The sequence below is a fragment of the Kutzneria sp. NPDC052558 genome, assembly GCF_044547355.1.
Lineage (GTDB): Bacteria > Actinomycetota > Actinomycetes > Mycobacteriales > Pseudonocardiaceae > Kutzneria.
In genome coordinates this window covers 21,934-46,599 of record NZ_JBIUAG010000027.1, presented here as the reverse complement: position 1 = coordinate 46,599, position 24,666 = coordinate 21,934, and the positions used below count along the sequence as shown (strand labels likewise).

General features: G+C 70.6%; 16 protein-coding genes. 7 read left to right on the top strand and 9 right to left on the bottom strand.

Annotation, left to right across the window (positions count from 1 at the left end):
- Positions 1 to 172: 172 nt before the first annotated feature.
- From ACIG5F_RS36375 to ACIG5F_RS36355, 5 genes are read left to right on the top strand one after another with little or no spacing between them, the layout of a single operon-like run.
- A complete protein-coding gene (locus ACIG5F_RS36375) occupies positions 173 to 3,958 on the top strand; it encodes an amino acid adenylation domain-containing protein (protein ID WP_396524533.1) in 3,786 nt (1,261 codons plus the stop codon).
- Entirely contained in the window at positions 3,955 to 12,609 is an 8,655-nt protein-coding gene (locus ACIG5F_RS36370) for an amino acid adenylation domain-containing protein (protein WP_396524532.1), read from the top strand. The genes ACIG5F_RS36375 and ACIG5F_RS36370 overlap by 4 nt, the downstream gene beginning before the upstream one ends.
- Positions 12,606 to 13,637, top strand: a complete 1,032-nt coding sequence (locus ACIG5F_RS36365) for a GSCFA domain-containing protein (protein ID WP_396524531.1) — start codon at positions 12,606 to 12,608, stop codon at positions 13,635 to 13,637. The genes ACIG5F_RS36370 and ACIG5F_RS36365 overlap by 4 nt, the downstream gene beginning before the upstream one ends.
- A complete protein-coding gene (locus tag ACIG5F_RS36360; protein WP_396524530.1) occupies positions 13,600 to 14,292 on the top strand; it encodes a hypothetical protein in 693 nt (230 codons plus the stop codon). The genes ACIG5F_RS36365 and ACIG5F_RS36360 overlap by 38 nt, the downstream gene beginning before the upstream one ends.
- 12 nt (positions 14,293 to 14,304) lie before the next feature.
- Entirely contained in the window at positions 14,305 to 15,177 is an 873-nt protein-coding gene (locus ACIG5F_RS36355; protein ID WP_396524529.1) for a TauD/TfdA dioxygenase family protein, read from the top strand.
- On the opposite strand, the gene ACIG5F_RS36350 is transcribed toward ACIG5F_RS36355, so the two are convergent.
- From ACIG5F_RS36350 to ACIG5F_RS36335, 4 genes are all read right to left on the bottom strand, one after another.
- On the bottom strand, positions 15,167 to 15,682 hold the full coding sequence (locus ACIG5F_RS36350; RefSeq protein WP_396524528.1) for a hypothetical protein: 516 nt from the start codon (positions 15,680 to 15,682) through the stop codon (positions 15,167 to 15,169). The genes ACIG5F_RS36355 and ACIG5F_RS36350 overlap by 11 nt on opposite strands.
- Before the next feature lie 52 nt (positions 15,683 to 15,734).
- Positions 15,735 to 16,844: an agmatine/peptidylarginine deiminase gene (locus ACIG5F_RS36345; RefSeq protein ID WP_396524527.1), complete on the bottom strand. Its 1,110-nt coding sequence runs from the start codon at positions 16,842 to 16,844 to the stop codon at positions 15,735 to 15,737.
- 47 nt (positions 16,845 to 16,891) lie between these two features.
- Positions 16,892 to 18,127, bottom strand: a complete 1,236-nt coding sequence (locus ACIG5F_RS36340) for a flavin-dependent oxidoreductase (RefSeq protein WP_396524526.1) — start codon at positions 18,125 to 18,127, stop codon at positions 16,892 to 16,894.
- A 132-nt stretch (positions 18,128 to 18,259) separates the two neighbouring features.
- Positions 18,260 to 19,015 (bottom strand): nuclear transport factor 2 family protein, encoded by a 756-nt coding sequence (locus ACIG5F_RS36335; protein WP_396524525.1) that lies wholly within the window; start codon positions 19,013 to 19,015, stop codon positions 18,260 to 18,262.
- A gap of 99 nt (positions 19,016 to 19,114) precedes the next feature.
- Between ACIG5F_RS36335 and ACIG5F_RS36330 the strand changes: the two genes are divergently transcribed.
- On the top strand, positions 19,115 to 19,987 hold the full coding sequence (locus ACIG5F_RS36330) for an AraC family transcriptional regulator (RefSeq protein WP_396524524.1): 873 nt from the start codon (positions 19,115 to 19,117) through the stop codon (positions 19,985 to 19,987).
- A gap of 195 nt (positions 19,988 to 20,182) precedes the next feature.
- A complete protein-coding gene (locus ACIG5F_RS36325) occupies positions 20,183 to 21,577 on the top strand; it encodes a S28 family serine protease (protein ID WP_396524523.1) in 1,395 nt (464 codons plus the stop codon).
- A gap of 38 nt (positions 21,578 to 21,615) precedes the next feature.
- Here the strand turns inward: ACIG5F_RS36325 and ACIG5F_RS36320 are convergent, their stop codons facing one another.
- From ACIG5F_RS36320 to ACIG5F_RS36300, 5 genes are all read right to left on the bottom strand, one after another.
- Complete coding sequence (locus ACIG5F_RS36320) at positions 21,616 to 22,773, bottom strand: macrolide family glycosyltransferase (RefSeq protein ID WP_396524521.1); 1,158 nt, start codon at positions 22,771 to 22,773, stop codon at positions 21,616 to 21,618.
- A 17-nt stretch (positions 22,774 to 22,790) separates the two neighbouring features.
- Positions 22,791 to 23,366 (bottom strand): TetR family transcriptional regulator, encoded by a 576-nt coding sequence (locus tag ACIG5F_RS36315; protein ID WP_396524520.1) that lies wholly within the window; start codon positions 23,364 to 23,366, stop codon positions 22,791 to 22,793.
- A 111-nt stretch (positions 23,367 to 23,477) separates the two neighbouring features.
- Positions 23,478 to 23,729: a hypothetical protein gene (locus ACIG5F_RS36310; RefSeq protein ID WP_396524519.1), complete on the bottom strand. Its 252-nt coding sequence runs from the start codon at positions 23,727 to 23,729 to the stop codon at positions 23,478 to 23,480.
- Positions 23,726 to 24,253 (bottom strand): hypothetical protein, encoded by a 528-nt coding sequence (locus ACIG5F_RS36305; RefSeq protein ID WP_396524518.1) that lies wholly within the window; start codon positions 24,251 to 24,253, stop codon positions 23,726 to 23,728. Before ACIG5F_RS36305 ends, ACIG5F_RS36310 begins: the two co-directional genes overlap by 4 nt.
- Before the next feature lie 2 nt (positions 24,254 to 24,255).
- On the bottom strand, positions 24,256 to 24,555 hold the full coding sequence (locus ACIG5F_RS36300; RefSeq protein ID WP_396524517.1) for a hypothetical protein: 300 nt from the start codon (positions 24,553 to 24,555) through the stop codon (positions 24,256 to 24,258).
- Between the last annotated feature and the right edge of the window lie 111 nt (positions 24,556 to 24,666).

Below are 24,666 nucleotides of genomic sequence, written 5' to 3'. Positions count from 1 at the left end.
AGAACGTAAGGGTCCAAACGGGCAGTAACACCCGACACAATCAGGCACGAGGACTCCGTCAAATCCGGTTCGCCGAGTTAGAGTCCGATGACGGCCCGCTGGTTCACCCGGCCGTCAACGGTAAACAACGAACGACCGCGTGTAAATATTTGACGATGGGATCCCCTGCCCCATGCGTGTTTCTTCGGCGACCGCTGCGCTGTCGTCCGGGCAACTGCGGCTGTGGACGTTGGCCCAGCTCGACGGCGCCGGCCCGGCCTACAACGAGGTTTTCGGCTTCGAGCTGCGCGGCCCCGTCGACCACGCGGTCCTGCGCCGGTCGCTGGACGCCGTGTTCGACCGGCACGAGTCGCTGCGGACCAGGTTCGTGCTGGTCGACGGCGCGCCGGCGCAGATAGTCGAGCCGCCGGCCGGCGCCCCGCTGGAGATCGTCGACCTGACCGACGCCCCGGCCGGATTCGACGCGCTGCGGCACGCCGACCAGTTCACGCCGTTCGATCTGGACCGCGCCCCGCTGGCCCGAGTCCGGTTGATCATTCTCGGCCCCGAGCACCATGCGCTGCTGATGACCATTCATCACGCCGTGCTGGACGGCCGTTCGGTGCAGACGATGATGCGCGAACTCAGTGTGCTGTATTCCACACCGACTGATCTTCCCGAGCCGACGACCCGCTTTCGCGATTACGCGCGAGATCAACAGGAGTGGTTGGCCGGCCCGGAGGTCACGCCCCACGAGGACTACTGGCGCCAGCATCTCGCCGACGCCCCGCCCTCGCTCGACCTGCCGACCGACCGGCCCCGGCCGGCCCAGCAGGAGTTCCACGGCGGCCGCGTCCCGTTCGCGCTCGGCGGCGAGCTCACCGCGACGCTGAAGACGGTCGCCCGCGCGAACCGCGCCACGCTGTACGTGACGCTGCTGGCCGGCTGGTTCCTGCTGCTCTCGCGGCTGTCCAACCAAACCGACGTGGTCGTCGGCGTGCCGACCGCGAACCGGCGGCGGGAGGTCGCCGACGTAGTCGGGTTCTTCGCCAACAGCCTGGCCGTCCGGGCCGACCTGAGCGGGGAGCTGACCGGGGCCGAGCTCATCGGCCAGGTGCGCCAGTCGCTGCGCGCCGGTCTGAACCACGAAGGCCTGCCGTTCGGCCGGGTCGTCGAGCTGGTGAACCCGCCGCGCAGCCCGGCGCACACTCCCCTGTTCCAGACCATGTTCTCGTGGATGCCGCCGCTGGCTCCCCACCTGGAGCTGCCCGGTGTCGAGGTGACGGCGCTGACCGTGCCCGAGGCGCCGGCGAAGTTCGACCTCACCATCGGAGTGTCCGAACAGGACGGTGACGTGCGGGGCGATCTCGACTACGCCACCGCGTTGTTCGACGAAGCCACGGCCCGACGGTACGCGCGGTACCTCGTGCGGCTGCTGACGCAGCTGGCCGAGCGGCCGGACGCGAAGTTGTCCGAGTACGAGCTGATGGACGAGGCCGAGCGGGAGGCCCTGCTCGCCGACTGGAGCGCCGGCCCGCCGGCGACGCCGCTGCCCGGTGGTCTGGTCGAACGCTTCGAGAAGTGCGTGGCCGAACGCCCGGACCAGCCCGCGCTGGTGGTCGACGACCAGAACTTGACCTACGCGGAGTTGAACGAACGCGCCGATCGGCTGGCCGACGGGTTGGCCGCCCGAGGCGTGCGGCCGGGGGCCGTCGTTGGCCTGCACACCGGGCGAACGGCCGAGCTTGTTGTTGGTGTGCTGGGCATTCTCAAGGCCGGGGCGGCGTACATGCCGCTCGACCCGGCCCAGCCGGCCGCCCGGTTGGAGTCGATGGTGGCTGGCAGCGAGCCGGCGCTGGTGCTCAGCGACGCGGCCGACCGTCCCGACGGCTGGCTGCCGTTCACCGCCGTTGAGTCCGATGTGGACCGACGAAGGCCCGGGAACTCGGGTCAGATCGCTTACGTGATACACACTTCCGGCTCGACCGGTCGACCCAAGGGCGTCGCGGTGGCCCAGCGCAGCGTGCTGGCCCTGTTCGACCAGTGGCTGGGCCGGCTCGGCGCGACGCCCGGCGAGGCGACGTCGGCCTGGTCCAGCATCGGCTTCGACGCGTCCGTGCACGAGATCCTGCTGCCGCTGACCACCGGCGCGGTGCTGCACATCGTCCCCGACGACGTACGGGCCGATCCGGCCGCGTTGATGGACTGGCTGCGCGAACACCGTGTCGTGCAAGCGTTTCTGCCACCGGCCTATGTCCGCTGGATCGACGAGGACCCGGCCGCACGACTGGCCGGCCTGTCGCTGCGGCAGGTGCTGACCGGCGTCGAGTCGCTGCCGGAGTCGGCCCTGGCCCGCATGGTCGAATCCTTGCCAGGACTGCGGATCTGCTTCGGCTACGGGCCGACCGAGGCCACCCTGTACGCCACCGTCTACACCGACCCGCAGCCGATCGACCGGTCCTGCCCGATCGGACGACCGCTTCCGGGCAGCCGCCTCTACCTGCTGGACGATCGGCAACGACCGGTGCCGCCGGGCGTGGTCGGCGAAGTCTTCCTGGCCGGCTCCTGTCTGGCCGACGGCTATCTGCACCGGCCGGATCTGACCGCCGAACGGTTCGTGCCCGATCCGTTCGTGGCCGGCGAACGCATGTACCGCACCGGTGACCTGGCCCGCTGGCTGCCCGACGGGAACGCCGAGTACGCGGGGCGGGCCGACGACCAGATCAAGCTGCGCGGGTTCCGGATCGAGCCGGCCGAGGTGGAGGCCGCCCTGCTGGCGGCGCCGGGTGTTTCGGAGGCCGCGGTGCTCGTCGACCGCACTGGTGAGCCGCGTCTGGTCGCCGCCATCGCCGCCGCCGAGCAGCGGACTCCGCACGAGTGGCGGGAACTGTTGGCCACCCGCCTGCCGGACTACATGATCCCGTCGGTGTTCGCCGAGTTCGAGCGGCTTCCGTTGAGTCGCAATGGAAAGCTCGACCGGGCCGCCGTGCTGGCCCAGGCCGGGGCGACCAACCAGGTCAACACGGCCAGCCCTCGGGACGCCGTCGAGCACGCCGTCTACCGGATCTGGCGGGACCTGCTGCTGCATCCGGTGATCGGCGTCAGCGACAATTTCTTCGACCTGGGCGGCACTTCCATCTCGGCCATCAAGCTGGCGCACGCCATCGACCGGGAGTTCGGGCAGGCCCTGCCGCTGCGCGAGGTGATCCTGCATCCGACCATCGAGGCCCAGGCCGCCCTGCTGCGCACCGGTGCGCAGCCCGCGACCGGCAGCATGGTCGAGTTCCGAGCCGGCGACGGCCGTGAGCGTGTGGTGTGCGTGCATCCCGCTGGCGGCACGGCTTTTTGCTACCTCCCGCTGAGCACCCTGCTTCCCCAGCACACCGGCGTTGTCGGCTTCCAGGCGCCTGGGATCAACGCCGGCGAGGACACATTGCCCAGCGTCGAGGCGATGGCGGCCGAGTATCTCCGTCTGCTCGCGCCGCGACCCGGTGAATCGCTGGTCCTTTGTGGACTTTCTTACGGCGGGCTGATCGCCTACGAGATGGGTCGCCAACTGGCCGGGCAGGCCCGGGTGAGCGTGCTGCTGCTGGACACCAACGCCACCGACGACCCGGCCGTCAAGGCCTCGATCGAGCCGGTGCCGGTGGCCGAGTTCCGCGAGAAGCTGGTGCGGTTCAACGGAATGTACCCGGGCATCGACGACGCCCAGCTCGACCGCTACCACCGCGTCTACAACCACAACCGCCGCACCGCTCGGGACTACGACCCCGGTCCGTCCGAGGCACGCTTGGTGTTCCTGCGCGCGGCCGGGGAGGATTCCCTGGACGACTCGGTCGAGTTCTGGCAGCGGCGGGCCGCCGGCGAGTTCCGGGTGGAGCCGACCGAGCACGGGCACTGGGAGCTGTTGGAAGGGGCGGCACTGCCCCAGGTCGTCGAGCTGATCACCGCCGAACTGGCCGAGCTGGCGGCCCGATGAGCTCGATCGCCCGGCGGGTGCACGCCCAGGCCCTGCGCACCCCCGACGCCGTCGCCGTTGTCGACGGCTCGAAGTCCCTCACCTACGCCCAACTCGACGCCGCCGCTGCCACCTTCGCCCATTCCCTTGCCCGGCAAGGAGTCCACCCCGGCGACGCGGTCGCGATCGGTCTGCCGCGCTCCTGGCAGCTGGTCTGCGCCATGCTCGGCGTGCTGCGTCTGGGCGGTCAGGTCGTGCCCCTGGATCGGCAAAGCCCCGCCGACCGCCAACTTCACATGATCACCGACTCCGGCGCGGTCGCCGTCGTGCTGGCCGAGGAAGAGAAATCCTGGGGCGCCAGCGTCCTGGTCGCCGACGATCTGCTGGCGGGTCCGTCCCTCCCGGCTGGTGAACCGGCGGATCCGGCACCCGTGGCGTTCTTGTTCTACACCTCCGGCACGACCGGGCGGCCCAAGGGCGTGGAGGTTCGGGACGAGGGGATTCTGCGGCTGGCCGAGCCGGGGTATTTGCGGATCGAGCCGGGGAATCGGTTCGCCTGCCTGGCCAATCCGGCGTTCGACGCGCTGAGCTTCGAGGTGTGGACGCCGCTGGTGACGGGCGGCACGGTCGTCATCCTGGGCAACGCGGCGGTGCAGGATCCGAAGGCCTTCGCAGCGGCGCTGGTCACCGAGCGCGTGGACACGATGTTCGTGACGGCGGCGCTGTTCAACGCGGTCACCCAGGTCGTTCCCGACTGTTTCGCCACGGTCGGCCAGGTGCTGATCGGCGGCGAGCAGCTGAATGCCGCGCTGGTCAAGCGGTGGTACCAGGCAAATCCCACCTCGGGCACAGGGCTGGTCAACGGGTACGGGCCCACGGAGACCACGACGTTCGCCCTGAGCTGGCCCATTCCCCGCGACTTCGACGGGGACGTGGTGCCGATCGGCCGGCCGCTGCCGGCGACCGGGATCGCGCTGGTGGTGCCGGGTCCCGAGCAGGTCGTGGTGCTGGACGAGTCGGCCCAGCTGCACATTTCCGGCGCTGGCCGGACGGCCGAGCCCGGTGAGCTGGCCGAGCTGTGGATCTCCGGCGCCGGCCTGGCCAACGGATATCGCAACCTACCCGAAGAAACCGCCCAGCGATTCGGTTCGCTTCCCGGTGTGCACGGCGACACGCGCCATTACCGGACCGGGGATCTGGTGCGCGCGGACGCCGACGGGCTGGTGACCTATGTCGGGCGAACCGACCGCCAGGTCAAGGTGCGCGGATTCCGCATCGAGCCCGGCGAGCTGGAACAGCGCATCCTCCGGCACCCGGCCGTGCGGCAGGCCCAAGTGTGCGTTCGACGAGCCGGCGAGCACGGCCCGAACGAGCTGCTGGCCTACATCGTCGCCGATGATTTGTCCTATGTGGACTTCGATGCGCACCTGACCGCCGTGGCGCCGGCCTACATGCGGCCGCACCACGTGTTCCGGGTGGCCGGCCTGCCGCGCACGGCCAACGGCAAGATCGACGAGGCGGCGCTGCTCGGCGCCGACCTCAGCCCGTGGCGGCCGGACGACACCGGCGGCGAGGTGACTCCTTGGCAACGCGAGGTCTTCGGCCTGGTCGGCGAGGTGCTCGGCCTTGCCGATCCGCGACCGTCCGACACCTGGGTCGCGGTCGGCGGTGATTCGCTCAAGGCGCTGCGGCTGCGGTTCGCCATTCGCGAGCGATGGGGTGCGGACGTGGCTCAGTCCACGGTGCAGCACGGCACCTTCGCCGACCTGGCCACTGCGATCAAGGTCGCCGACCCGAACCGCTACCCGGTGCCCGGCGAGCCGACAACGGCGTTGTCGGCCCCGGCGACCAGCGAGCAGCAACGGCTCTGGCTGTTGCAGCAGCGAGAACCGGAGTCGGTGTCCTACCTGGTGCCGATGGCGTTCCGGATCACTGGGCCGGTCGACGTCGAGGCCATCCGGGATGCCATACGGGGCCTGGTGATCCGGCATCCGGCGCTGCGCACCGGGTTCGAGGCGACCGCCGACGGCTTGTGCCAAGCGGTCGGCGCGCCGTATGACCCGTGGACAACGGCGGTCGACGAGATCTTCACCGCGCCGTTCGATCTGGCCCAGCCGCGGATGCTCAGAGCTTCTTGGCGGCCCGAGGCTGACGGCGGCACGCTTCTGCTGTGCCTGCACCACATCGCGGTGGACGGCTGGTCACTCAACGTGCTGTTCGCCGAGCTGTCGGCGGCCTACGCCGGGTCCGAGCCCGGCATGACCGCCCGTTCGCCGCTCGACTTCGCGGCCTGGCAAGCGGAGTGGTTCGCCTCGTCGGAATATCGGGCCCAGCGGGACGAGTTGCTTGCGCGGCAGGCCGAACTCCCGGCGGCCCCGGAGACGGTCGCCGAGCTCGGCCGGGCCCGGCTGCGCCACACCACTCTCGACGCCCGGCAGCGGGAACGGATAGACCGCTGCTGTTCGGAGCTCGGCCTGACCCGGTTCCAGCTGCTGTTCGGCGTGTTCTCGATGAGCCTGTCCGGCGTGACCGGCCGTCGGCGGCTGCGGCTGGCCGCGCCGACTGCCAACCGGCCGGTGCGGGAGTTCGAGGACAGCGTCGGCATGTTCGCCAACACGGTGCTGCTGCCGGTTTCCGTCGACCCGGATGAGGTTCTCCGCGACCAGCTCGGGCGGCTCGGCGAGGAAGCCGCGGCGGTGCTGGACCGCTCCAATGTCGCCCTTGCCGATGTGCTCGCCGACCGGGCCGGGACGCCGTTCGACTACCTGTTCGTCTTGGAGAACACCGATTTCGCCGCGCTGCGCCTGACCGACTGCGTGGTCACTCCACAGTGGATCGAGGCTCACGGCGCGAAGTGCGCGCTGACCTTGTCGGTAGTGGACCGGGAAACCGGCTTCGACTGCCTGTGGGAGTACGGCGAGGGCCACTTCACGGCGGCGGAGATCGACGCGCTCGACACCCTGTTCCGTCGGGCCTTGGACCTGCTCCTGGACGGGACGGCAACCCCGGCCGAGCTGGCCGCGCCCTATCGCGAATCCTTGCCCGACCATGGAACCGGCCCCGAGCCTCGGCTCGAATACGAGACGGTCCACGAGGGCTTCGCCCGGACGGTCGCCCGCTCGCCCGATGCCGTGGCCGTCAAGACCGCAACCGAGGCCATCACCTACGCGCAACTCGACGCCTACGCGGCGGCCCTGGCCGCCACATTGCCCGAGGACGCTGAGTCCATCGCGCTCTACTGCGAGCCGTCGGCCGAGCACATCGTGGCGTTGCTGGCATTGGCCCGGCTCAACATCACCGCGGTGCCGCTCGATCCCGCCTACCCGCCGGCCTTGCTGCGACAGATGCTCGCTCAGGCCACGCCCCGGTGCGTGCTGCTCACCGCGAGCCGGGCAGAAGCGTTCGCCGAGATCGACGGCACGGTCGAGCAGCGGGTGATCACCCTGGGCGCCGGTCCGGCCGGGCCGGTCCGCCGGGCCGGGCGGCCGCTCTACACGCTGTTCACCTCGGGCTCCACCGGCGAGCCCAAGGGCGTGCGGGTGCCGGACCGCACGCTGGCCAATCTCGTGCAGTGGCAGGACTTTCCCCCGGCGGCCACGCAGCAGTTCTCGATGCTCTCCTTCGACGTGTCGTTCCAGGAGATCGTCACGACGCTGTGCGGCGGCGGCAGCCTGCACCTGATCCGCCCGGAGTGGCGGCACGACGGGCCGGCGCTGCTGGACCAGCTGGAGACCGCCGGGATCGAGCGGATCTTCCTCCCCTACGTCACGCTGCAACTGCTGGCCGAACACGGCGCGCGGCTCGACAGGTTCCCGTCCCGGCTGCGTGACGTGATCACCGCCGGCGAGCAGCTGGTCTGCACCGACGCGATTCGCCGCTGGTTCACCGGAATGCCCGGCACCCGCCTGCACAACCATTACGGGCCGACCGAAACCCACGTGGCGACCGCGCTGACGCTGGACGGCGATCCCGCCCGGTGGCCCGAGCGCCCGGCGATCGGCCGCCCGGTCGCCGGGGCGGTCGTGCGCGTCGTCGACGAATCGGGCGAGCAACTGCCGCCGGGCCAACTGGGCGAGCTGATCATCGGCGGCCTCATGGCCAACCGCTGCTACCTCGGGGACAGCCGGCCGGAGCGGTTCACCGAGCGGCCGGAACTGTTCTACCGCAGCGGTGATCTCGCGTACGTCGACCGCGACGGGCTGGTGCATTTCGCCGGCCGCGCCGACGGTCAGGTCAAGATCAGCGGACATCGGCTGGAGCTCGGCCAGGTGGAAGCGGCGCTGCTGCGGCACCCCGATGTCGTCAATGCCGTGGTGGTGGCCGAGGAAACCGGCCTGCTGGCCTGCCTCGAATGCCGGCGGACGCCAAGTGCCGAAGAACTCAGCGCGCACCTCGCCCCGCTGCTCCCGGCCCATGCCCGAGTCGACCGGTTCCGCGTGGTCATGGCCCTGCCGCGCACGCCGAGCGGGAAACTCGACCGGGCGGCTGCCGCTCGCACCGCCGGCACCGATCTGCGCCGCCCCCGGCGATCGGCGCTGTCCCCACGGGAACAGCGGATCGCCGAGCTCTTCGAGGACGTGACCGGCGTGCCCATCGAGCCGGACCAGACGTTCTTCGCCGCCGGGGCATCCAGCCTCGGGCTGATGCGTTTTCACCTGCGCTGCTTGCAAGAGGGCCTGCGGTTCACCGCCGCCGACCTGTTCGAGCACGTCACCGTGCGCGAGCTGGCCCGAGTGCTGGACGGCGAGGCCGCCGAGGAGTCGGTGCCCGACAAGGGCATCGCTGCGGAAGAACCCATTGCGGTGATCGGGATGGCGGTGCGGGTGGCCGGCGCGCCCGACCTCGCCGCGTTCTGGGACCTGGTGCGCACCGGCCGCCGGGGCATCGAGGACTTCGCGGCCGAGGACGGCCTGGTCGGCGCGCGGAGCATTCTCGACGGCCCGCTGGCGTTCGACCCGGACCGCTTCGGCATCAGCCACCGCGAGGCGGCGCTGATGGACCCGCAGCAACGGCAGCTGCTGATGAGCTGCGTCGAAGCGCTGTCCCACGCCGGGATCGCCGAGCCGTCCGGCCGGATCGGGCTGATCGCCGGCTGCGGGGAGAACACCTACTTCCAGGCGATGCTGCGCGACGGCGAGCCCAGCGCGCTCCCGGACCAGTTCCAGCTGGCCCTGCACCACGACAAGGACTTCCTGGCCACGAAGGTCGCGTACCACCTCAACCTGACCGGCCCGACCTTGACCGCCCAGACGGCGTGCTCCAGCTCCCTGGTCGCGGTGCACCTCGCCGCCGGGATGCTGCGGTCCGGCGAGGCCGACGTGATGCTGGCCGGCGGCGTGCTCGTCGATCTCACCCTGGCCGAGGGCTACCGCTATCGGCCCTCGCACATCTTCTCCCCCGACGGGCACTGCCGGCCGTTCAGCGCGGATGCCAACGGCACCGTCGGCGCGAGCGGTGTCGGCGTGGTCGTGCTCAAGCCGCTGGCCCAGGCCCGCCGCGACGGCGACACCGTGTACTCGGTGATCACCGGCTCGGCCGTCAACAACGACGGCGCGGCCAAGATGAGCTACAGCGCCCCCTCCCCCGGCGGGCAACGCTCGGCGATCCGCGCTGCGCTGGAGCGCAGCGGCCGCACCGGCAGCGACATCGGCTACGTCGAAGCCCACGGCACCGGCACGCGGCTCGGCGACCCCATCGAGGTCGCCGCTCTCCGCGACGCTTTCGGCCCCACACCGGCGGGCGGCTGCGCGCTGTCCTCGCTGAAGAGCCAGATCGGGCATCTCGGGGCGGCGGCCGGAGTGGTCGGCCTGATCCGGGCGACCTTGTCCGTCCATCATGGACTGATCCCGCCGACCGTCGACTTCGCCGAGCCCAACCCTCAGCTGGCTGAGGACCTGCTTCCCTTCCGCGTCCCGACCACGGCCGAGGCTTGGCCGGCTGGTCCTCGCGTCGCCGCCGTGAGCAGCTTCGGCATCGGCGGCACGAACGCTCACGTCGTCCTGGAAGGGAGCGCTCGGGCCTGGCCGACTTGGGAGCCGACGCGCCGGTTGGTGCTGTCCAGCACCACCCCGACCGCGCTGCGCGCCGACGCACTGCGGGTCGCCGACTACCTCGAAGCCCATCCTGAGTCCTATGTGGACGTCCTCCGGCACCTCCAGGCTGGCCGCCCGGCCCGGCGCTGGCGGATCGAGGCGGAGTGCGTCGATGTGGCCGGCGCGATCGCCTTCCTACGCCAGGCCGAGCCCACGGAGAACGACGAAGTGGGATCAGTGCGGCTCGGGGCCGGGCCGGCGCCGTGGGACTTTCCGCCGCCGGCCTTCGACCTGGCCGACTACGACTTCCAGCGGCGGACGGTTGTCAGCTCAGGCCTTGAGGTCACGCGGCTGCCCGAGTCCGAGTGGCTGCACCAACCCCACTGGGTCCGGTTGCGCCGCGCCGCGGCGGCGAGTGCGCCGGTCGACCGTGTCTTGGTGGTGCTGAGCGAGAAGCCCCTCGACACGGGTGCGTTCGAGGCCGTCTACGCGCGGGTGGTTCGGATCGTGGCCGGCGACGAGTTCGCGGAGTTGGGGGTCGACGAGTTCTCGGCGAACCCGGTCGACACCGAGTCGCTACGGTCGGTGTTCACAGCGATCAATGGCGATGTCGACTTTCTGCACGCGCTGCCGCTGGGTGTTGCTGAGGCAGTGGACGCCGATGCGCTGGACTACGCACAGATGTCCTGCCTCGATGCCCCGACGGCAGTGCTGCGGGCCGCCGCCGGGCGACAGGTCCGGACGTGGTGGTTGTCGACGCAAGCGACGCCGATCGACGGCACGGTCTCACGACCAGCCGCCGGATTGCTGGCCGGTGTGACCACGGTGGGGCGGCAGGAAACCGGTGTCCTGGGGCACTGGGTCGATCTGCCCGACGACGACCTGGCTCGCTGGGCGTCGCCACTGGCCGGGCTGCTGGCTGACGCCAACGCCCCGACGAGAGTCGCACTGCGTAACGGGTTCTGGTGGGAGCAACGCCTCTCACCGGTTGCGGGCCACGAGACAGAACAATCCATAGTGGACCACGGTGTGGTGCTGATCCTCGGCGGCACCGGGGCGATCGGCTCGGTCGTGGCGGCGACGCTGCTGGCGACAACGCCGGTCCGGGTCGCGTTGTCGGCCCGCGATCCGCACATCCCGGAGTCGCTGAAACCGTGGGCCGACCGGATCGACCTGATCCCGGCGGACCTGACCACGGCGACGGCCGACGAGATCACCCACCGGCTGCGGGACCCGCTCACCGGCATTGTGCACGCCGCCGGGATCGCGGCCGGCGGCCTCATCGCCCGGCGCGATCCCGACCAGGCCCGGTCGGCGACCGCGGTCAAGCTGGCCGGCGCGGCGCTGATGGAACGGCTGATCGAGCGGCACAACCCCGCGCTCGCGGTCTACTGCTCGTCGATGTCCGCCCAGCTGGGTGGCGTCGGGCAGCTGGATTACGCCGCGGCCAACGGATTCCTCGACGCGCTGGCCCACTATCGGTCCGGCGACGGCCCGCTGCGGATCACCCTGGACTGGGACATCTGGCGCGACGCGGGCATGGCGACCGGCGTGCTCGGCCACAACGCCCAGCACCAGGCCCACCTGGCCGTCGGCCTGAGCAGCGAGGATGGCGAGCACGTGCTGCGTCGGGCGCTGGCCGCCGGGCTGCCGCAGGTGCTGGTGTCCACAACGGACATTGAGCAGTCCCGAATGTTCTACGAGCCGGTGCGGACCACGCCGACCGCCACCGAGTTGGTCGACGAGGTGCGGGAACTGCTCGGCGTGGACGAGCTCGCGGCCGACGTGCCGCTGTACGACCTCGGCGCGGACTCCCTGGTCATGCTGGACCTGATCGAGTCGGTCGACCGGCTCTTCGGCGTCCGGCTCGACCTGGATTTCCTCGGCCCCAACGTGACACTGGCCGACGTGCAGGCCCGGTTGCACGCCCAGCCCGAGGAGATCCAGGTGTGGCAGGAAGGCGCCGGACGCGATGTGCTGTGCCTGATTCACCCGGTCGGCGGCGATGTGCAGGCCTACCGGCCGTTGGTCTCGGCGCTGGGCCCGGAACTGACGGTGTGCCTCATCGCCGACCCGGCGCTGCGCCGGCCGGAGCCGCCCGAGTGGTCGGTGACCGAGCGGGCCCGGCGCTACCACGAGGCACTGTCAGCCCGGTTCCCCGTGGACGAATGGCGTTGGCACTTGGCCGGTTGGTCGTTCGGGGCCTGGGTCGCCACCGAGATGGCCGCCCAGGCCGAAGCGGCCGGCACGCCCGCGCTGAACCTGCACCTGATCGATCCGCCGACACCTGGCGCGCGGTTCGACAACTACGGCGATGCCGAGCTCGAAGCCATCTTCGAACGGGAGCTCGGCGCAACCGGCGGCACGGCTGGGGAATACGCGCGGCGACTGGCCCGGGCCTGCCGCGCGAACCTGCGCAGCATGACCGGCCACGAGCTCCCTCGACTGTCGACCACGCCGAGCCGGGTGTGGTTCGCCACCGAGCCCGAGGGCGGTCTGCCCGTGACCGCCGGTCCGGACGCGTGGCATTCGCTGCTGCCCCAACCAACTGAGTGGCGGCGACTGTCCACAACGCACTACGGCATCATGCAGCCGCCGCACACCCTGGCCATCGCCGATGCGATCAGGGAGGAGGTGTGAACCCGTATCAGGCGTTGCCGGCCCGGGCGTTCTGGCGGCCGGCGGTGGCCGAACCGGCGATCGAGGAACTACGCGACCTGTGGGTCCCGAAGTTCCCGATCGGCCAGGACGACCCGATCCTCACGGTCGGATCCTGTTTCGCCGCGCGGATCGGCGAGTCCCTCATCGATCTCGGGATGAACTTCTACGATGCCGAGCCGGCGCCGCCGGGACTGACCCGCGAGCAGCGGCGGGCCCGGCACTACGGCGAATTCTCCTTCCGTGTCGGCAATGTCTACACCGCCGCCGTGTTGAAGCAGTGGCTGTCCTGGGCGTTCGAGGTGACCACGCCGCCGGACACGGTGTGGTCGGAGAACGGACGGTTCTTCGACCCGTACCGGCCGTCGATCGACCCGGACGGACACGCCTCGGCCGAGGATATGTTGGCAGCCAGGGAAATCACCTTCGACGGCATTCGGCGGGGCATGGCCAAGGCCCGGTGCCTGGTGTTCACCCTGGGCCTGACCGAGGCCTGGACCGACACCGACGGCACCGTGTATCCGGCCTGCCCGGGCACGGTCCGAGGCACGTTCGACGAGCGCCGGCACAGGTTCCACAACTACACGTTCGCCGAGGTGTGCCATCACCTTGGCGACATCATCGAGCTGGTCCGCACGATCAACCCCGACCTCCGGTTCGTGCTCACGGTTTCCCCGGTTCCGTTGACCGCGACCGCCGCCGGGCAGCATGTTCTGGTCGCCAGCACGTACTCGAAGTCGCTGTTGCGGGCGGTCGCCGGCCAACTGGCCCAGGAACACGACCACGTCGACTACTTCCCGGCCTACGAGCTGATCACCGGCCAGCCCGTCCGCTCCCGGTTCTACGAGGACAGCCTGCGCTCGGTGACGCCGGAAGGCGTTTCCTTCGTGCTCAAGCACTTCATGGCCGGGCTGCGCCCGACACCGAGCCCGGCCGAACCCGTTCGACGGCTGACCGAGGGAGGTGACGCCTGTGACGACGCGGTTCTCGACTATTACAGCCCCCGCTAGGTTCCTGCTGCTCGGCGACTCCCACGCCGGCCCGATCGGCCGCGCCGCGGCGGCGGCGGACCTCCCGTTCCTGGGCGGCCCGATCGGCGCGGCCCGCGAGTTCACCGACGACTTCTTCACCGCGAGCCCGCAGGACGTGACGTTCCACAACGCCGAGACCGAAGGCCACTACCGGCAATTCCTGGCCGAGCTGGGCGTAACCGGCCTCGGCCAACTCCGGGTGCCGCTGGTCGCGACCTTCGGGTTCGCCGCGCATTTCATTGCCACCAAACAGAACTGGCACCTCTACCGCACCGGCGACGGCTTTCCCGCCGGCTTCCTGCACAGCCCGCTGTTCGACGCTATCGTGACCGAGACCGTGCGCGACGCGCTGGCTTTCTACCGCCACGCCGTGGATCTCGGGCTGCGGGTGTGCGCGGTGCTGCCGCCGCAGCGGGTGCCGAACCAGTCCGATCCGGCGGTGTTCCTCGCCGCCCAGGAGCCCGTCCGCCGGGCGGTGGCCGCGCTGGGTGTCGAGGTCGTCGACCTGCGGGACCGGATCACCGACCCCAGCGGCTTCCAGCGGCCGGAACTGTGCGAAGTGGACGACGAGATCCACGGAAACCTGGCGTGGGGCCGGATCGTCCTGCGTGAGCTGCTCGACCTCGGGCTGTAAGGGAAGGAAACCATGGAGCAGTACGAACTCGACGCGGTGCGGCGGATCACCACCAAGCCGGCCCGGGACTACCGGACGCTGTCGGTGCGCGGCCTCACCCCGATCATCGGGGCCGAGGTCTCCGGCCTCGACCTGGGGGCCGAGCTGAGCGAGCAGCAGCTGGCCGAGTTGAAGACGGCGTTCCTGGACCACCACGTGCTGGTCTTCCGGGACCAGGTGATCACCCCGCACGACCACAAGCGGCTGGCCGCCGCGTTCGGCGAGCTGCGGCCGGTGAACCCGCCGCCCAAGGACGCCGACCCGTACATCCTGGAGATCTCGACCAGCCCGGAGGCCACCAACGTGGCCGGCAACGGCTGGCACGCCGACGGCACCGCCGACGCCGAGCCGTCGCTCGGCTCGATTCTCTACATCACCCGGATCCCCGAGCCCGGCAGCGGCGGCGACACGTTGTTCGCCAACATGCACCTGGCCTACGACATGCTCTCGCCGACCATGAAGTCCCTTGTGGACGGTCTGACCGCGATCCACGACGGCGCGGTGGCCTTCCGCGGGCACCCGATCCCGCCGGACTACGAGGTGCCGGTGAGCGAGCACCCGCTGGTGGTGCGGCATCCCGAGACCGACCGCAAGGTGCTCTACGTCAACCCGGCCTACACCTCGCGCATCCCGCAGCTGTCCGAGGACGAGAGCCGGGCCGTGCTGGACATGCTGTTCGCCATGGTGCCCAACCGGCCGATGCTGGCCTGCCGGGTCCGCTGGGAGCCGAACACGGTGGTGTTCTGGGACAACCGGTGCGTCCAACACCACGCGACCTACGACTACTACCCGCACACCCGGTACGGCCAGCGGGTCGCGATCAACGGCGGCCCGCTCAAGGGCTGAGCGCATCCCGAAGGCCCGTGGCCAACCGGTCACGGGCCTCGGGGCCGGCCACCGCGATGCAGGCCCGAACCATCGCGCCGGGCCGGGTCTGCGCGTACGCATCCACGTCGCCAGCGGTAAAAGCCTTGGCCGCCAACGAAGCCACCGCGCGGGCGTTGGCCTCGGCGTGCACGCGCTGGTTGGCGTCGGTGTTCATCGCCGCATAGCTTTCGCCGTACGCCTTCGCCTCGGCCTCGCTGTAGCCGTGCTTCACCGCGAACCCGCTCGCCGCCGATGACGCCGTCTCATACGCCTCCGCATAGGGATACGCGCGGCGGTAGAGATCCGTGAGCGCGGGAATCAACGCCGCCCGCCACTCTTCCTCGGTACGGCCCAGCGGCGAGCGATGCAGGCGGGCAAGCTCGTCCTGGCCCAGCAACGGCCACACCGTGTTCCCCAGCCAGCGATGCGCCACGTCGAGCCCGGCCGTAGCGGCGATCGGCTCGACGCCCAGTTCGTCCGTCACCTGGTCCAGCCAGGGCCGTGTCGATGCGTCCATAAGGAGGCCGATTCTACCGTCAGGCCGCCGGTTGGTCGTGGGTCGCGCAGTGGATTCCGCCGCCGCCGGAGGCGATGGCGTCGATGCTGACCGGGACGACCTCGCGGTCGGGGAAGTGGTCGCGCAGGATCTGCCGGGCCCGGTCGTCGCCGGCCGCGTCGCCGAACTTGGGCATGAACACGGCGGTGTTGCCGATGTAGAAGTTGGCGTACGAGATGACGGCCTTGGGGTCGCGGACAGCAACCCGGTCGGGATCGGGCTGAGGCAGATCAACGACCTGGATGGGCTTGCCGCGGGCGTCGGTGCTGGCGGCGAGCACGGCCCGGGCCTGATCGGCGGCCTGGGACCAGAAATCGGCCGGGCCGCCGGGAAAAGCCTTGTCCAGCAACACAACCCCGGGCGCGACGAACCGGGCCAGGCAGTCCACGTGGGCGTCGGTGATGTCCTTGCCGCGCACGCCGTCGAACCAGATCACCTTGCTGACGCCCAGAACCCGGACCAGCTCCGCCTCGATCTGGTCGCGGGTCTTGCCGGGGTTGCGGTTGTCGTTGACCAGCGAGCTCTCGGTGGCCATGAGGGTGCCGGCGCCGTCGGTCTCCAGCGACCCGCCCTCGGCGACGAGCGTGGTCGCCACCCGGCTCAATCCGTAGCGGTCGAGCACCGCGCGGGCCACGCCGGCGTCGTTGCTGTGCGTCTGCTTGTTGCCCCAGCCGTTGAAGTTGAAGTCGACGCCGGCGCCGGCCACGAACACCGGCAAGGTGTCCCGGGCCCACAGGTCGTCCACCGGAATGGGCACGACCTCGACGCCGCTGCCGCAGGCCCGCTGAGCGCCGTCGACGTCCTCGGGCCGAGCCAGCAGCACCACCGACTCGTGCTGGGCGATCGCCTGCGCCAGGCCGGCGATGTCCTTCCGCACGGGGGCCAGGTCCTCGGCCCAGATCGTCGCCGTGGGCCAGGACATGAAGGTCCGGGCGTGCTTGTCCCATTCGGCCCCGAGCCGCCGGGGCGGGGCCGCCGCGGCGGTCGTGGTCGGCGTCGGGGCCGAGGTTTCCGGCCCGGCACAGGCCGCCAGCGAGACCAGGCCGAGGCCGGCCAGCGTCTTCAGCGCGGTTCGCCGCGAGTGAGCCACGGGCCCATCATGGGTGGGGCGGCATACCCCGTCAAATCGAGCTGTCCTCAGCTGTTGACCTGATCCAGGGATGCCCCGGCAGCCCGGGCGTAGCCGCCGACGATGGCGTCCAGCGCGGCCGGGTCGATGACGTCCGCCAGCCGGGAGAACCCTTCCGGGGCAAGGCGTTCGACCTCGTCGATGACCCGCTCGGGGCCGCCGGTCCGGTTGCGCAGCACCACCTCGCGGGTGGCCGGCAGGCGTTCCTCCTGGTACGCCAGCAGGGCAGCGGCGGCGTCGGCCGGCCCGGACAGGTGGCGGGCGAGGCTGGCGGCGTCGAGAATCGCCTGCCCGGCCCCGTTGGAACCCATGGGGTACATGGGATGCGCGGCGTCGCCGAGCAGCGTCACCCGCCCCTGGGTCCAGTGCGGCAGCGGATCCCGGTCGCACATGGGGAACTCGAAGCACTCCTCGGTGGCCATGACCAGCCCGGCGTGATCGAGCTGCGGCAGCCGGAAACGGTCGAAGTGCGGCTGGAGGTCGGCCGGATCGGCGCGGCGGGACCACTCCTGGCGCTGTGGCGGCGGATCGCCGTCCTGCCCGGTCCGCACGCACAGCGCCCAGTTGGTGAGCCTGGTGTCGGGCGTCGACCCGGCGGCGATCGGGTAGACCACGAACTTGGTCGCGGTGCCGCCGGCGATGATCACCGAGCGCCCGGTGCCGAACACCGGCCAGTCGGTGGCCCCGCGCCACAGCATGACGCCGTTCCACCGCGGCGGCCCCTCATCCGGGAACAGCAACGACCGCACCGTCGAATGGATGCCGTCAGCCGCCACCAGCACGTCACCGCGCACCGATTCCACCGGTTGGCCGGCGCGGTCGACGAAATCGGCCCGAACGTCGTCCCCCTGCTCGAAGGCGACCAGTCGGCGGCCGAGCCGGACCGCGTCGGGGCCGAGCCGCTCGTGCACGGCCCGCAGCAGCATCCCCTGCAACCGGCCCCGATGCAGGCTGAACTGGGGCAACGAGAATCCGGCGTCGAGGCCGCAGGGCTGGCGCAGGATCACCGGCCCCAACCGGTGCGAGTAGAACAGCTCGTGGGCGCGGATGCCGATCTCGTCCAGCCGGTCCAGCAGCCCCAGCGCGGCCAGCTCCTTGACCGCGTGCGGCAGCATGTTGAACCCGACGCCCAGCTCGCGGACCTGCTCGCTCTGCTCGTGGACCACGCAGTCGAAACCGGCCCGGTGCAGGGTCAGGGCCGCGGTCAGCCCGCCGATGCCGGCCCCCACGATGACGATCCGCATGACCCCACCCTAGAGGGGATCGAACGGCTTGCGCAGCACCGGTTGGACCGGCCGGGGATCGTCGAGCAGCACGTCCCGCAGCGTGAACGGGCCGTGCGTGCGCTCGACCACGGCGGCAGTGATCTTCATGGCTCAGAACAGGCCGTTGTCGTGCGGCAGCCGCGCCGGGATCGGCGCGATGACGTCCCAGTGCTCCACGATCCGTCCGTCGGCCACCCGGAACAGGTCCCAGTAGGCCACCGGCTCGCCGAACTCGCCCTCGGACTGCAACAGCACCAGATCGCCCTCGGCGACCACGCGGTGCACGGTCTTGTAGACCAGGTTCTTGCCCTGCTCGGCCCACTTGGCCGCGGCCGCGCCGAACCCGTCGAGCCCGTCGGCCGCCTCCGGGTTGTGCTGGTGGTAGGTCTCGGTCGAGATGTAGTCGGTGAGCACCGAGTAGTCGGCGTCCTGGAGCACCCGCCGGGCGAACTCGGCGACCAGGGCGCGGCTGGTCTCGGTGGCCGCGCCGGCCAGCGGCTCGGCCGGCCCGTCGGTCTGCGACCGGCCGCTGGCCGTGGTGGCCACCAGCGGCGTGAGGCCGTCCCAGTGCTCGGCCAGCTTGCCGTTCTCGACGCGGAACAGGTCGAAGGCCACCAGCGGTTCGGGGCCGAAGCCGTGGTAGACGCCGTGCAGGGCGACCAGGTCGCCGTCGGCGACGACCCGTGCCAGCTCGTAGCGGAAGCCGGCCGGCAGGCCGGCGACCAGCGTCCGCAGCGCCTCGGGGCCGTCGGCGGCCAGCGAGCTGTGCTGCCGGTAGTCCGCCGCCACCCAGCGGTCCACCGCCGACGGGTCGCGGTCGCCGAACAGCTCGCCGGCCGCCTTGAGCACGAGTTCCTTGGTGTCCATGACCGTTCGCTCCCTCTCCGACGGCGGACCCGGCGCCCGCCGTCGGCCTCAACGATGTCCGGACGGCGTCGCCGGCACGAGGTAGGATCCGGCACCATCATGGTCAGAAGTGGACAAGACGGGTCTCCGGCGGAGTTCGGCTTCAGCAACCCGGACCGCCCCCGGCTCGGCGTCGAGCTGGTCGACTACGCGCGGCTGACGAGTCGCCTGAGCGCGGAAACCCTCGCTACCGTGCACAGGACCGATTTCCACCAGCTGTTCGTGTTCCGCTCGGGCGAGGCCACGGCCATGGTCGATTTCGTAGACCACCCCTGTCCGGCCGGCACGCTGCTGTACGTCTGCCCTGGTCGCCTGCTGCGGCTGCCGCGGGGCCGCACGGACGCGGTCGCCGTGTTGTTCACCGTGTCGTTCCCGCCCCGGCTCGACCGGGTGCGCGCGCTGCTGAGCCCGTTCGGCTCGGTGCGATGGTCCGTGCCGGCGCAGGAGTGGGACGGCATCGACCGGGCCGTCGGCGAGCTCAAGGCCGAGTACGGTCGGGCCGCCGCCGAGGCCGAGTCCTCGACGGCCACCACGGACCTGGTGCGACAGCTGCTCGGCGCGCTGTTGCTGCGGATCGCCCGGCTGCCGGCGGGCGTCGACCACACCCACCGCGGCGACGAGATCTTCCAGCGGTTCCAGCGAGAACTCGAACGGGACTTCGCCACCACCAGGAACGCGGCCGTCTACGCGGCCCGGGTCGGCTACTCACTGCGCAGCCTCAACCGGGCCTGCCAGGCGGCGACCGGCCGGTCGGCCAAGACGCTGATCGACGCGCGGGTCGCGCTGGAGGCCAAGCGCCTGCTCGCGCACACCGACCTGCCGGCATCGGTCATCGGACGCCGGCTCGGTTTCAGCGAGGCCACCAACTTCGGCAAGTTCTTCGGACGCGAGACCGGCCTGACGCCCGGGGCCTTCCGCGAGGGTGAACGCTGAGGCTCACGGCGCTGCTCGACCCATTGCGGCGGACAGCCGACACACCCCTACCAACGGCGTGAGCCATTCGGCCGAACATCCATTGTGGACATCGGTAAAGGGCGGGGTCTTTGCGACCAAAGGATTGTTGACGCCCGGGGGTGGACCGTGTCTAGTCGTCGTGACAGCTCGTCCTGGAGGAGCGTTATGGGGAGAATGGCCAGGGCCGTCTCGATCGGCCTGTTATCGATGGCGACGATCGCCGGGCTGGCGCCGGCCGCGCAGGCGGCGGAGCCGGGCGACATCGTGCAAGCGCTGCACCACATTCCCGGCCTGACCGTGGTGAAGGAGGATCCGGCCCCGGCCGGGTTCCGGTTCTTCGAACTGACCTTCACTCAGCCGGCCGACCACAGGCATCCGGACAAGGGCACCTTCCAGCAGCGGTTCACCTTGCTGCACCGGGACTTCTCGGCCCCGACGGTGGCGTTCACCAGCGGCTACAACGTCTCCCTGACGCCCAACCGCTCGGAGCCGACGCAGATCGTCAACGGCAACCAGCTGTCCATGGAGTACCGGTACTTCCTGCCCTCGCGGCCCGATCCCGAGAACTGGTCGCAACAGCTGACCATCTGGCAGGCGGCGGCCGACGAGCACCGGGCCGTGCAGGCGTTCAAGGCGATCTACCCCGGCAAGTGGCTGGCCACCGGCGGCAGCAAGGGCGGCATGACCGCCACCTACTTCCGGCGGTTCTTCCCGAACGACGTGGACGGGACGATTCCCTACGTCGCGCCGAACGAGGTCGTGCAGAACGGCAGCTACAACCGGTTCCTGGCCAAGGTCGGCGACGACCCGGCCTGCCGCGACAACCTCAAGGCGTTGCAGCGGGACGCGTTGCGGCGCCGGGACGAGCTCGGGGCGATCGCCGCCAAGGACATCGCCAAGAACGGCTACACCTTCGACATCGTCGGCTCGGCCGACAAGTCGCTGGAGATCTCGGTGATCGACTCCTACTTCGCCTTCTGGCAGTACCAGAAGCAGGCCGACTGCGCGACGGTGCCGAAGGTCGGCGCGCCGGCCGACCAGGTCTACGCCTGGTTCGAGAAGGTGGACAGCCTCAACGGCTACTCCGACCAGGGCCTGGTCCCGTTCATCCCGTACTACTACCAGGCCGCGGTCCAGCTGAACGCCCCTGAGGCGTACGACGGCTACCTGCGCGACCTGCTGCGCTACCCGGGCGCGGACGCGCCGCGGACCTTCGTGCCGAAGTCGGTGCAGGTGCCGCCGTTCCAGCCGTTCGCGATGGCCGACATCGACTGGTGGGTGAAGACCCAGGGCTCGCAGTTCCTGTTCGTGTACGGCGGAAACGACCCGTGGGGCGCCGAGCCGTTCGTGCCCAGCCGGCACGACTCGTCCCGGTACGTCGTGGCCGGCGGCAACCACGGCGCGCGGATCGCCCAGCTGCCGGCCGACCAGGCCGCCACGGCGACGGCCACGGTGCGCCGCTGGGCCGGCCTGCCGGCGACCCCGGCCGCCCCGCAGTTGCGGCCCAACACAACGGGATTCCCGCTGTTCGACGCCGACCTGAGCCTGATCGGCCAGCCCAAGCTGTGACAGGACGGCCCCACCACGGCGTGGTGGGGCCGTTTCCCTCAGCGGGCCAGCAGTTCCTCGATGGCGTCCGCGCCCAGCGCGGCGCCGTCGACCGCCCGCAGCTGTTCGCCGATCTTGGTGACGTTGGCGCGGATCACCGGGTCGGCGGCCACCTGCTCGACGGTGTCCCGCAGCAGCTGCGCGGACAGCGCCTCCGGGTCGAGCTGGCGGCCCAGGCCCAGCTCCACCGCGCGCCGGCCGTTGACCGTCTGCTCGAACATCTGCGGCACCGACACCAGCGGCACCCCGTAGTACAGCGACTCGAGGGTGGAGTTCATGCCGGTGTGGGACAGGAACACGGTGGCCGCGGCCAGCACCGCCGGCTGCGGGAAGCTCGGCGCCACCTCGAAGTTCGCCGGCGCCTCGGGCAGTTCCACCTTGTCCCCCACCGACATCACCACGTGCCAGCGGCTGTCGCCGAAGGCCTCGATGCACTGGTCGAAGAAGTCGGGCCGGTCGTTGAACGCGGTGCCCAGCGAGATGAACAGCACCGGCGAGCCGTCGGCCGGCGGCCGCCAGCCCTGGCTGTCGGCCCGGGAACCCACCGAGGGGCCCAGGAAACGGTAGCTGCCGTCGAAGCTGTCCCCGGCGATCTGGAATTCCCGCGGCACGAACACCAGGTTGAGCACCGGCTCGCCGACCGACGCCTGGAACGTCGCCTGCGCCTCGCCGAACGCGGCCATGCTCTTGTCGAGCTCCTCACCCGCGGGCACGCCGCCGAGCACCATGGCGTCGCGAATGGTGTAGTGGTCGTTGAAGGCCATGCTGGGCATCAGCCTGACCAGCGGCACGTCCAACTCGGCCGCTAACATCGCTCCGACCGCGGAGAAGCTGTCGTAGAGGATGACGTCCGGGCGGTCCTGGCGGAAATGCTCCAGCAGGGCCGGCAGCGCCTGCACGGCCTGCTCCCGCATCAGCGCCAGCATGCCGGCGAACATCTCGATGGAGAACGTGAAGGCCTGGCCACCCGGGCGCTGCGGCCGGTGCCACGGCATCTCGATGTGGGCCGCGCCGACCGCCTCCACCTTGGCCTTCATGTCGATCGCGGTCAGGTAGGTGATCCGGTGGCCGCGGGCCACCAGCTGCTCAACCAGCGGCAGAGTCGGGTTCACATGGCCGTGCCCGGGCGGCACGGCAAACACGATGTGCTTGCTCATGGTGTTGTCCCCAGTGTTCAGATAGTGTTGTGCCCCAATAGGATTGCCCTGATGGCACAGGTCATGTAGCCGGTGAGCTCGTCGGCCGTCATGGCCGCGATCGGAGTGTCGGCCAGCACGTGACGGCTGTAGGCGACGCCTATGAACAGCGAGCCGAGCATGTCGACCCGGGCCGCGATGTCGTCGGAGTCGAGGATGTCTCCATAGATCCGGTCCGCGTTGTCGCGCATGGCGCGCAGCAGCTGCTTGGCGTCGTCCTGGTCGGCGGCCGCGCCGCGGACCAGGGCCACGAACGGGTGGCTGCTGTCCGCGTTCACCATACGTTCGACGAAGACACGGGCCACCCGCTCGGGCAGTCCCTCCAGGTCGCCGGCCACCCGGTCGGCCATGTGCTGCGCGGGCACCGCGGCCACGAACAGCTTCGCCTTGGTCTCGAAGTGCAGCACCACCAGCCCGTGCGTGACCCCGGCCCGCTGCGCGATCTGCCGGATGGTGGCCTTGTCGTACCCGTGCTCGGCGAACACCTCCCGCGCCGCGGCCACGATCGCCGCCCGCTTGGCCTCGGGATCCCGCACCCGCTTCGCCGTCGCCACACCACTAATGTACACGTGGTCAGTAGCGTGCGCCGGTGTGACCTGGTTCACAACGACGCCGTGGGCGACCCGGGAATTCCCGGATCGCCCACGGAGCCACCCTCATCACCGTCAACGGGCGGTCGCCCGGACCTCAGCCGTGTGGAGGTCCATCGTCATCAGCGTGGTGGCCGCGGTGCACCCGCCCGGCCACGAGAGCAGGTCGGTGAGCAGGGCGTAGCCGTGCCCGGGATCGACCGCGAGCGGCAGCTCGGGTTCGAGCCGGAACACCTCGGCGTTGCACAGGTCGCCGGGGCCGAGCTCGGCCAGCACCACCTCGGTCTGGCTCTGCCCGGTCAGCGGCCGGAGCCCCGTGAACCTCACCAAGCGTGCCGCCAAGGCGCGTCCTCGTCGCCGAACAGCAGCACGAACATCGGCGGCGGCACAGCGTCCGGCTCGGCGCGGAAGGGGCGGAACTCGGGCACGCTCAGCTCCACCTGCTCGGCGCTGAGCAGCTCGACCCCGGCCGCCAGCAGGACGTCGAACAGCCGGTACTGCTCCGGCGGCCCGTCCGGGAACGGGGCGATCCGCACCTCCTCCCGAGCCAGCTCCGAGCCGGCCGCGCCGTAGCCGAGCAGCCCGTACGGGCCGACGGCCGACAGCCACAGCGCCCACACCGGGCCAGCGGGCTCGCGCCGGCGGCGAGGCCGCGCCAGGACATACGAGAAGCTGACCCCGTCCTCACGGTCGGTCCACTCCTCGACCGTCAGGAACTCGCGCAGCCGGTCGACGACGGGCCGCCAGGGCTGCTCGGCCAACGCCAGGGCGAAGAATCCGTCATCGGGGTGTTGGAGGTCGCCGTAGGCCTGCCGGGCGCGGGCCAGCACGCCGTCCACCCACTCGTCCATTCCTATTTGTACCACGGTGAACCGTGCATCCCCTTCTTGCCGTTGCTGACCCGGACCACCCGCTGCAGCGGCCCGAACCGGCTCCGGCCGACCGGATAGGGCAGGCGCAGCATGCGGATGTGAGGCGACTTCGGATTGGCCTTGCCCAGGGCGTTGCCCAGCCGGGTGTGGAAGTTGGCCCACCGGTTGCCGAACAGGAAGCGCGAGTTCTCGCCGTTGCGGGTCTTGAGCCGGTTGAGGAACTCGGTGGTGTTGCGGATGTGCCCGGCCTGCTTGACGGTGTCGATCTTCCCGGCGAACACGGCTTGTGAGCACCACTCAGGGTGGGCTTGTACTCCGTTTGCCCTCTATTGCTCGACTGTTCGGCTCAGCATCGGCGATGTGGCGTTCCCGACGTAACGAGCGCGGCTGTC

Coding starts and splice junctions, on each gene's coding strand:
- ACIG5F_RS36375 (WP_396524533.1), top strand. CDS start 173: ATGCGTGTTTCTTCGGCGACCGCTGCGCTGTCGTCCGGGCAACTGCGG.
- ACIG5F_RS36370 (WP_396524532.1), top strand. CDS start 3,955: ATGAGCTCGATCGCCCGGCGGGTGCACGCCCAGGCCCTGCGCACCCCC.
- ACIG5F_RS36355 (WP_396524529.1), top strand. CDS start 14,305: ATGGAGCAGTACGAACTCGACGCGGTGCGGCGGATCACCACCAAGCCG.
- ACIG5F_RS36340 (WP_396524526.1), bottom strand. CDS start 18,127: ATGCGGATCGTCATCGTGGGGGCCGGCATCGGCGGGCTGACCGCGGCC.
- ACIG5F_RS36335 (WP_396524525.1), bottom strand. CDS start 19,015: ATGGACACCAAGGAACTCGTGCTCAAGGCGGCCGGCGAGCTGTTCGGC.
- ACIG5F_RS36330 (WP_396524524.1), top strand. CDS start 19,115: ATGGTCAGAAGTGGACAAGACGGGTCTCCGGCGGAGTTCGGCTTCAGC.
- ACIG5F_RS36325 (WP_396524523.1), top strand. CDS start 20,183: ATGGCCAGGGCCGTCTCGATCGGCCTGTTATCGATGGCGACGATCGCC.
- ACIG5F_RS36320 (WP_396524521.1), bottom strand. CDS start 22,773: ATGAGCAAGCACATCGTGTTTGCCGTGCCGCCCGGGCACGGCCATGTG.
- ACIG5F_RS36305 (WP_396524518.1), bottom strand. CDS start 24,253: ATGGACGAGTGGGTGGACGGCGTGCTGGCCCGCGCCCGGCAGGCCTAC.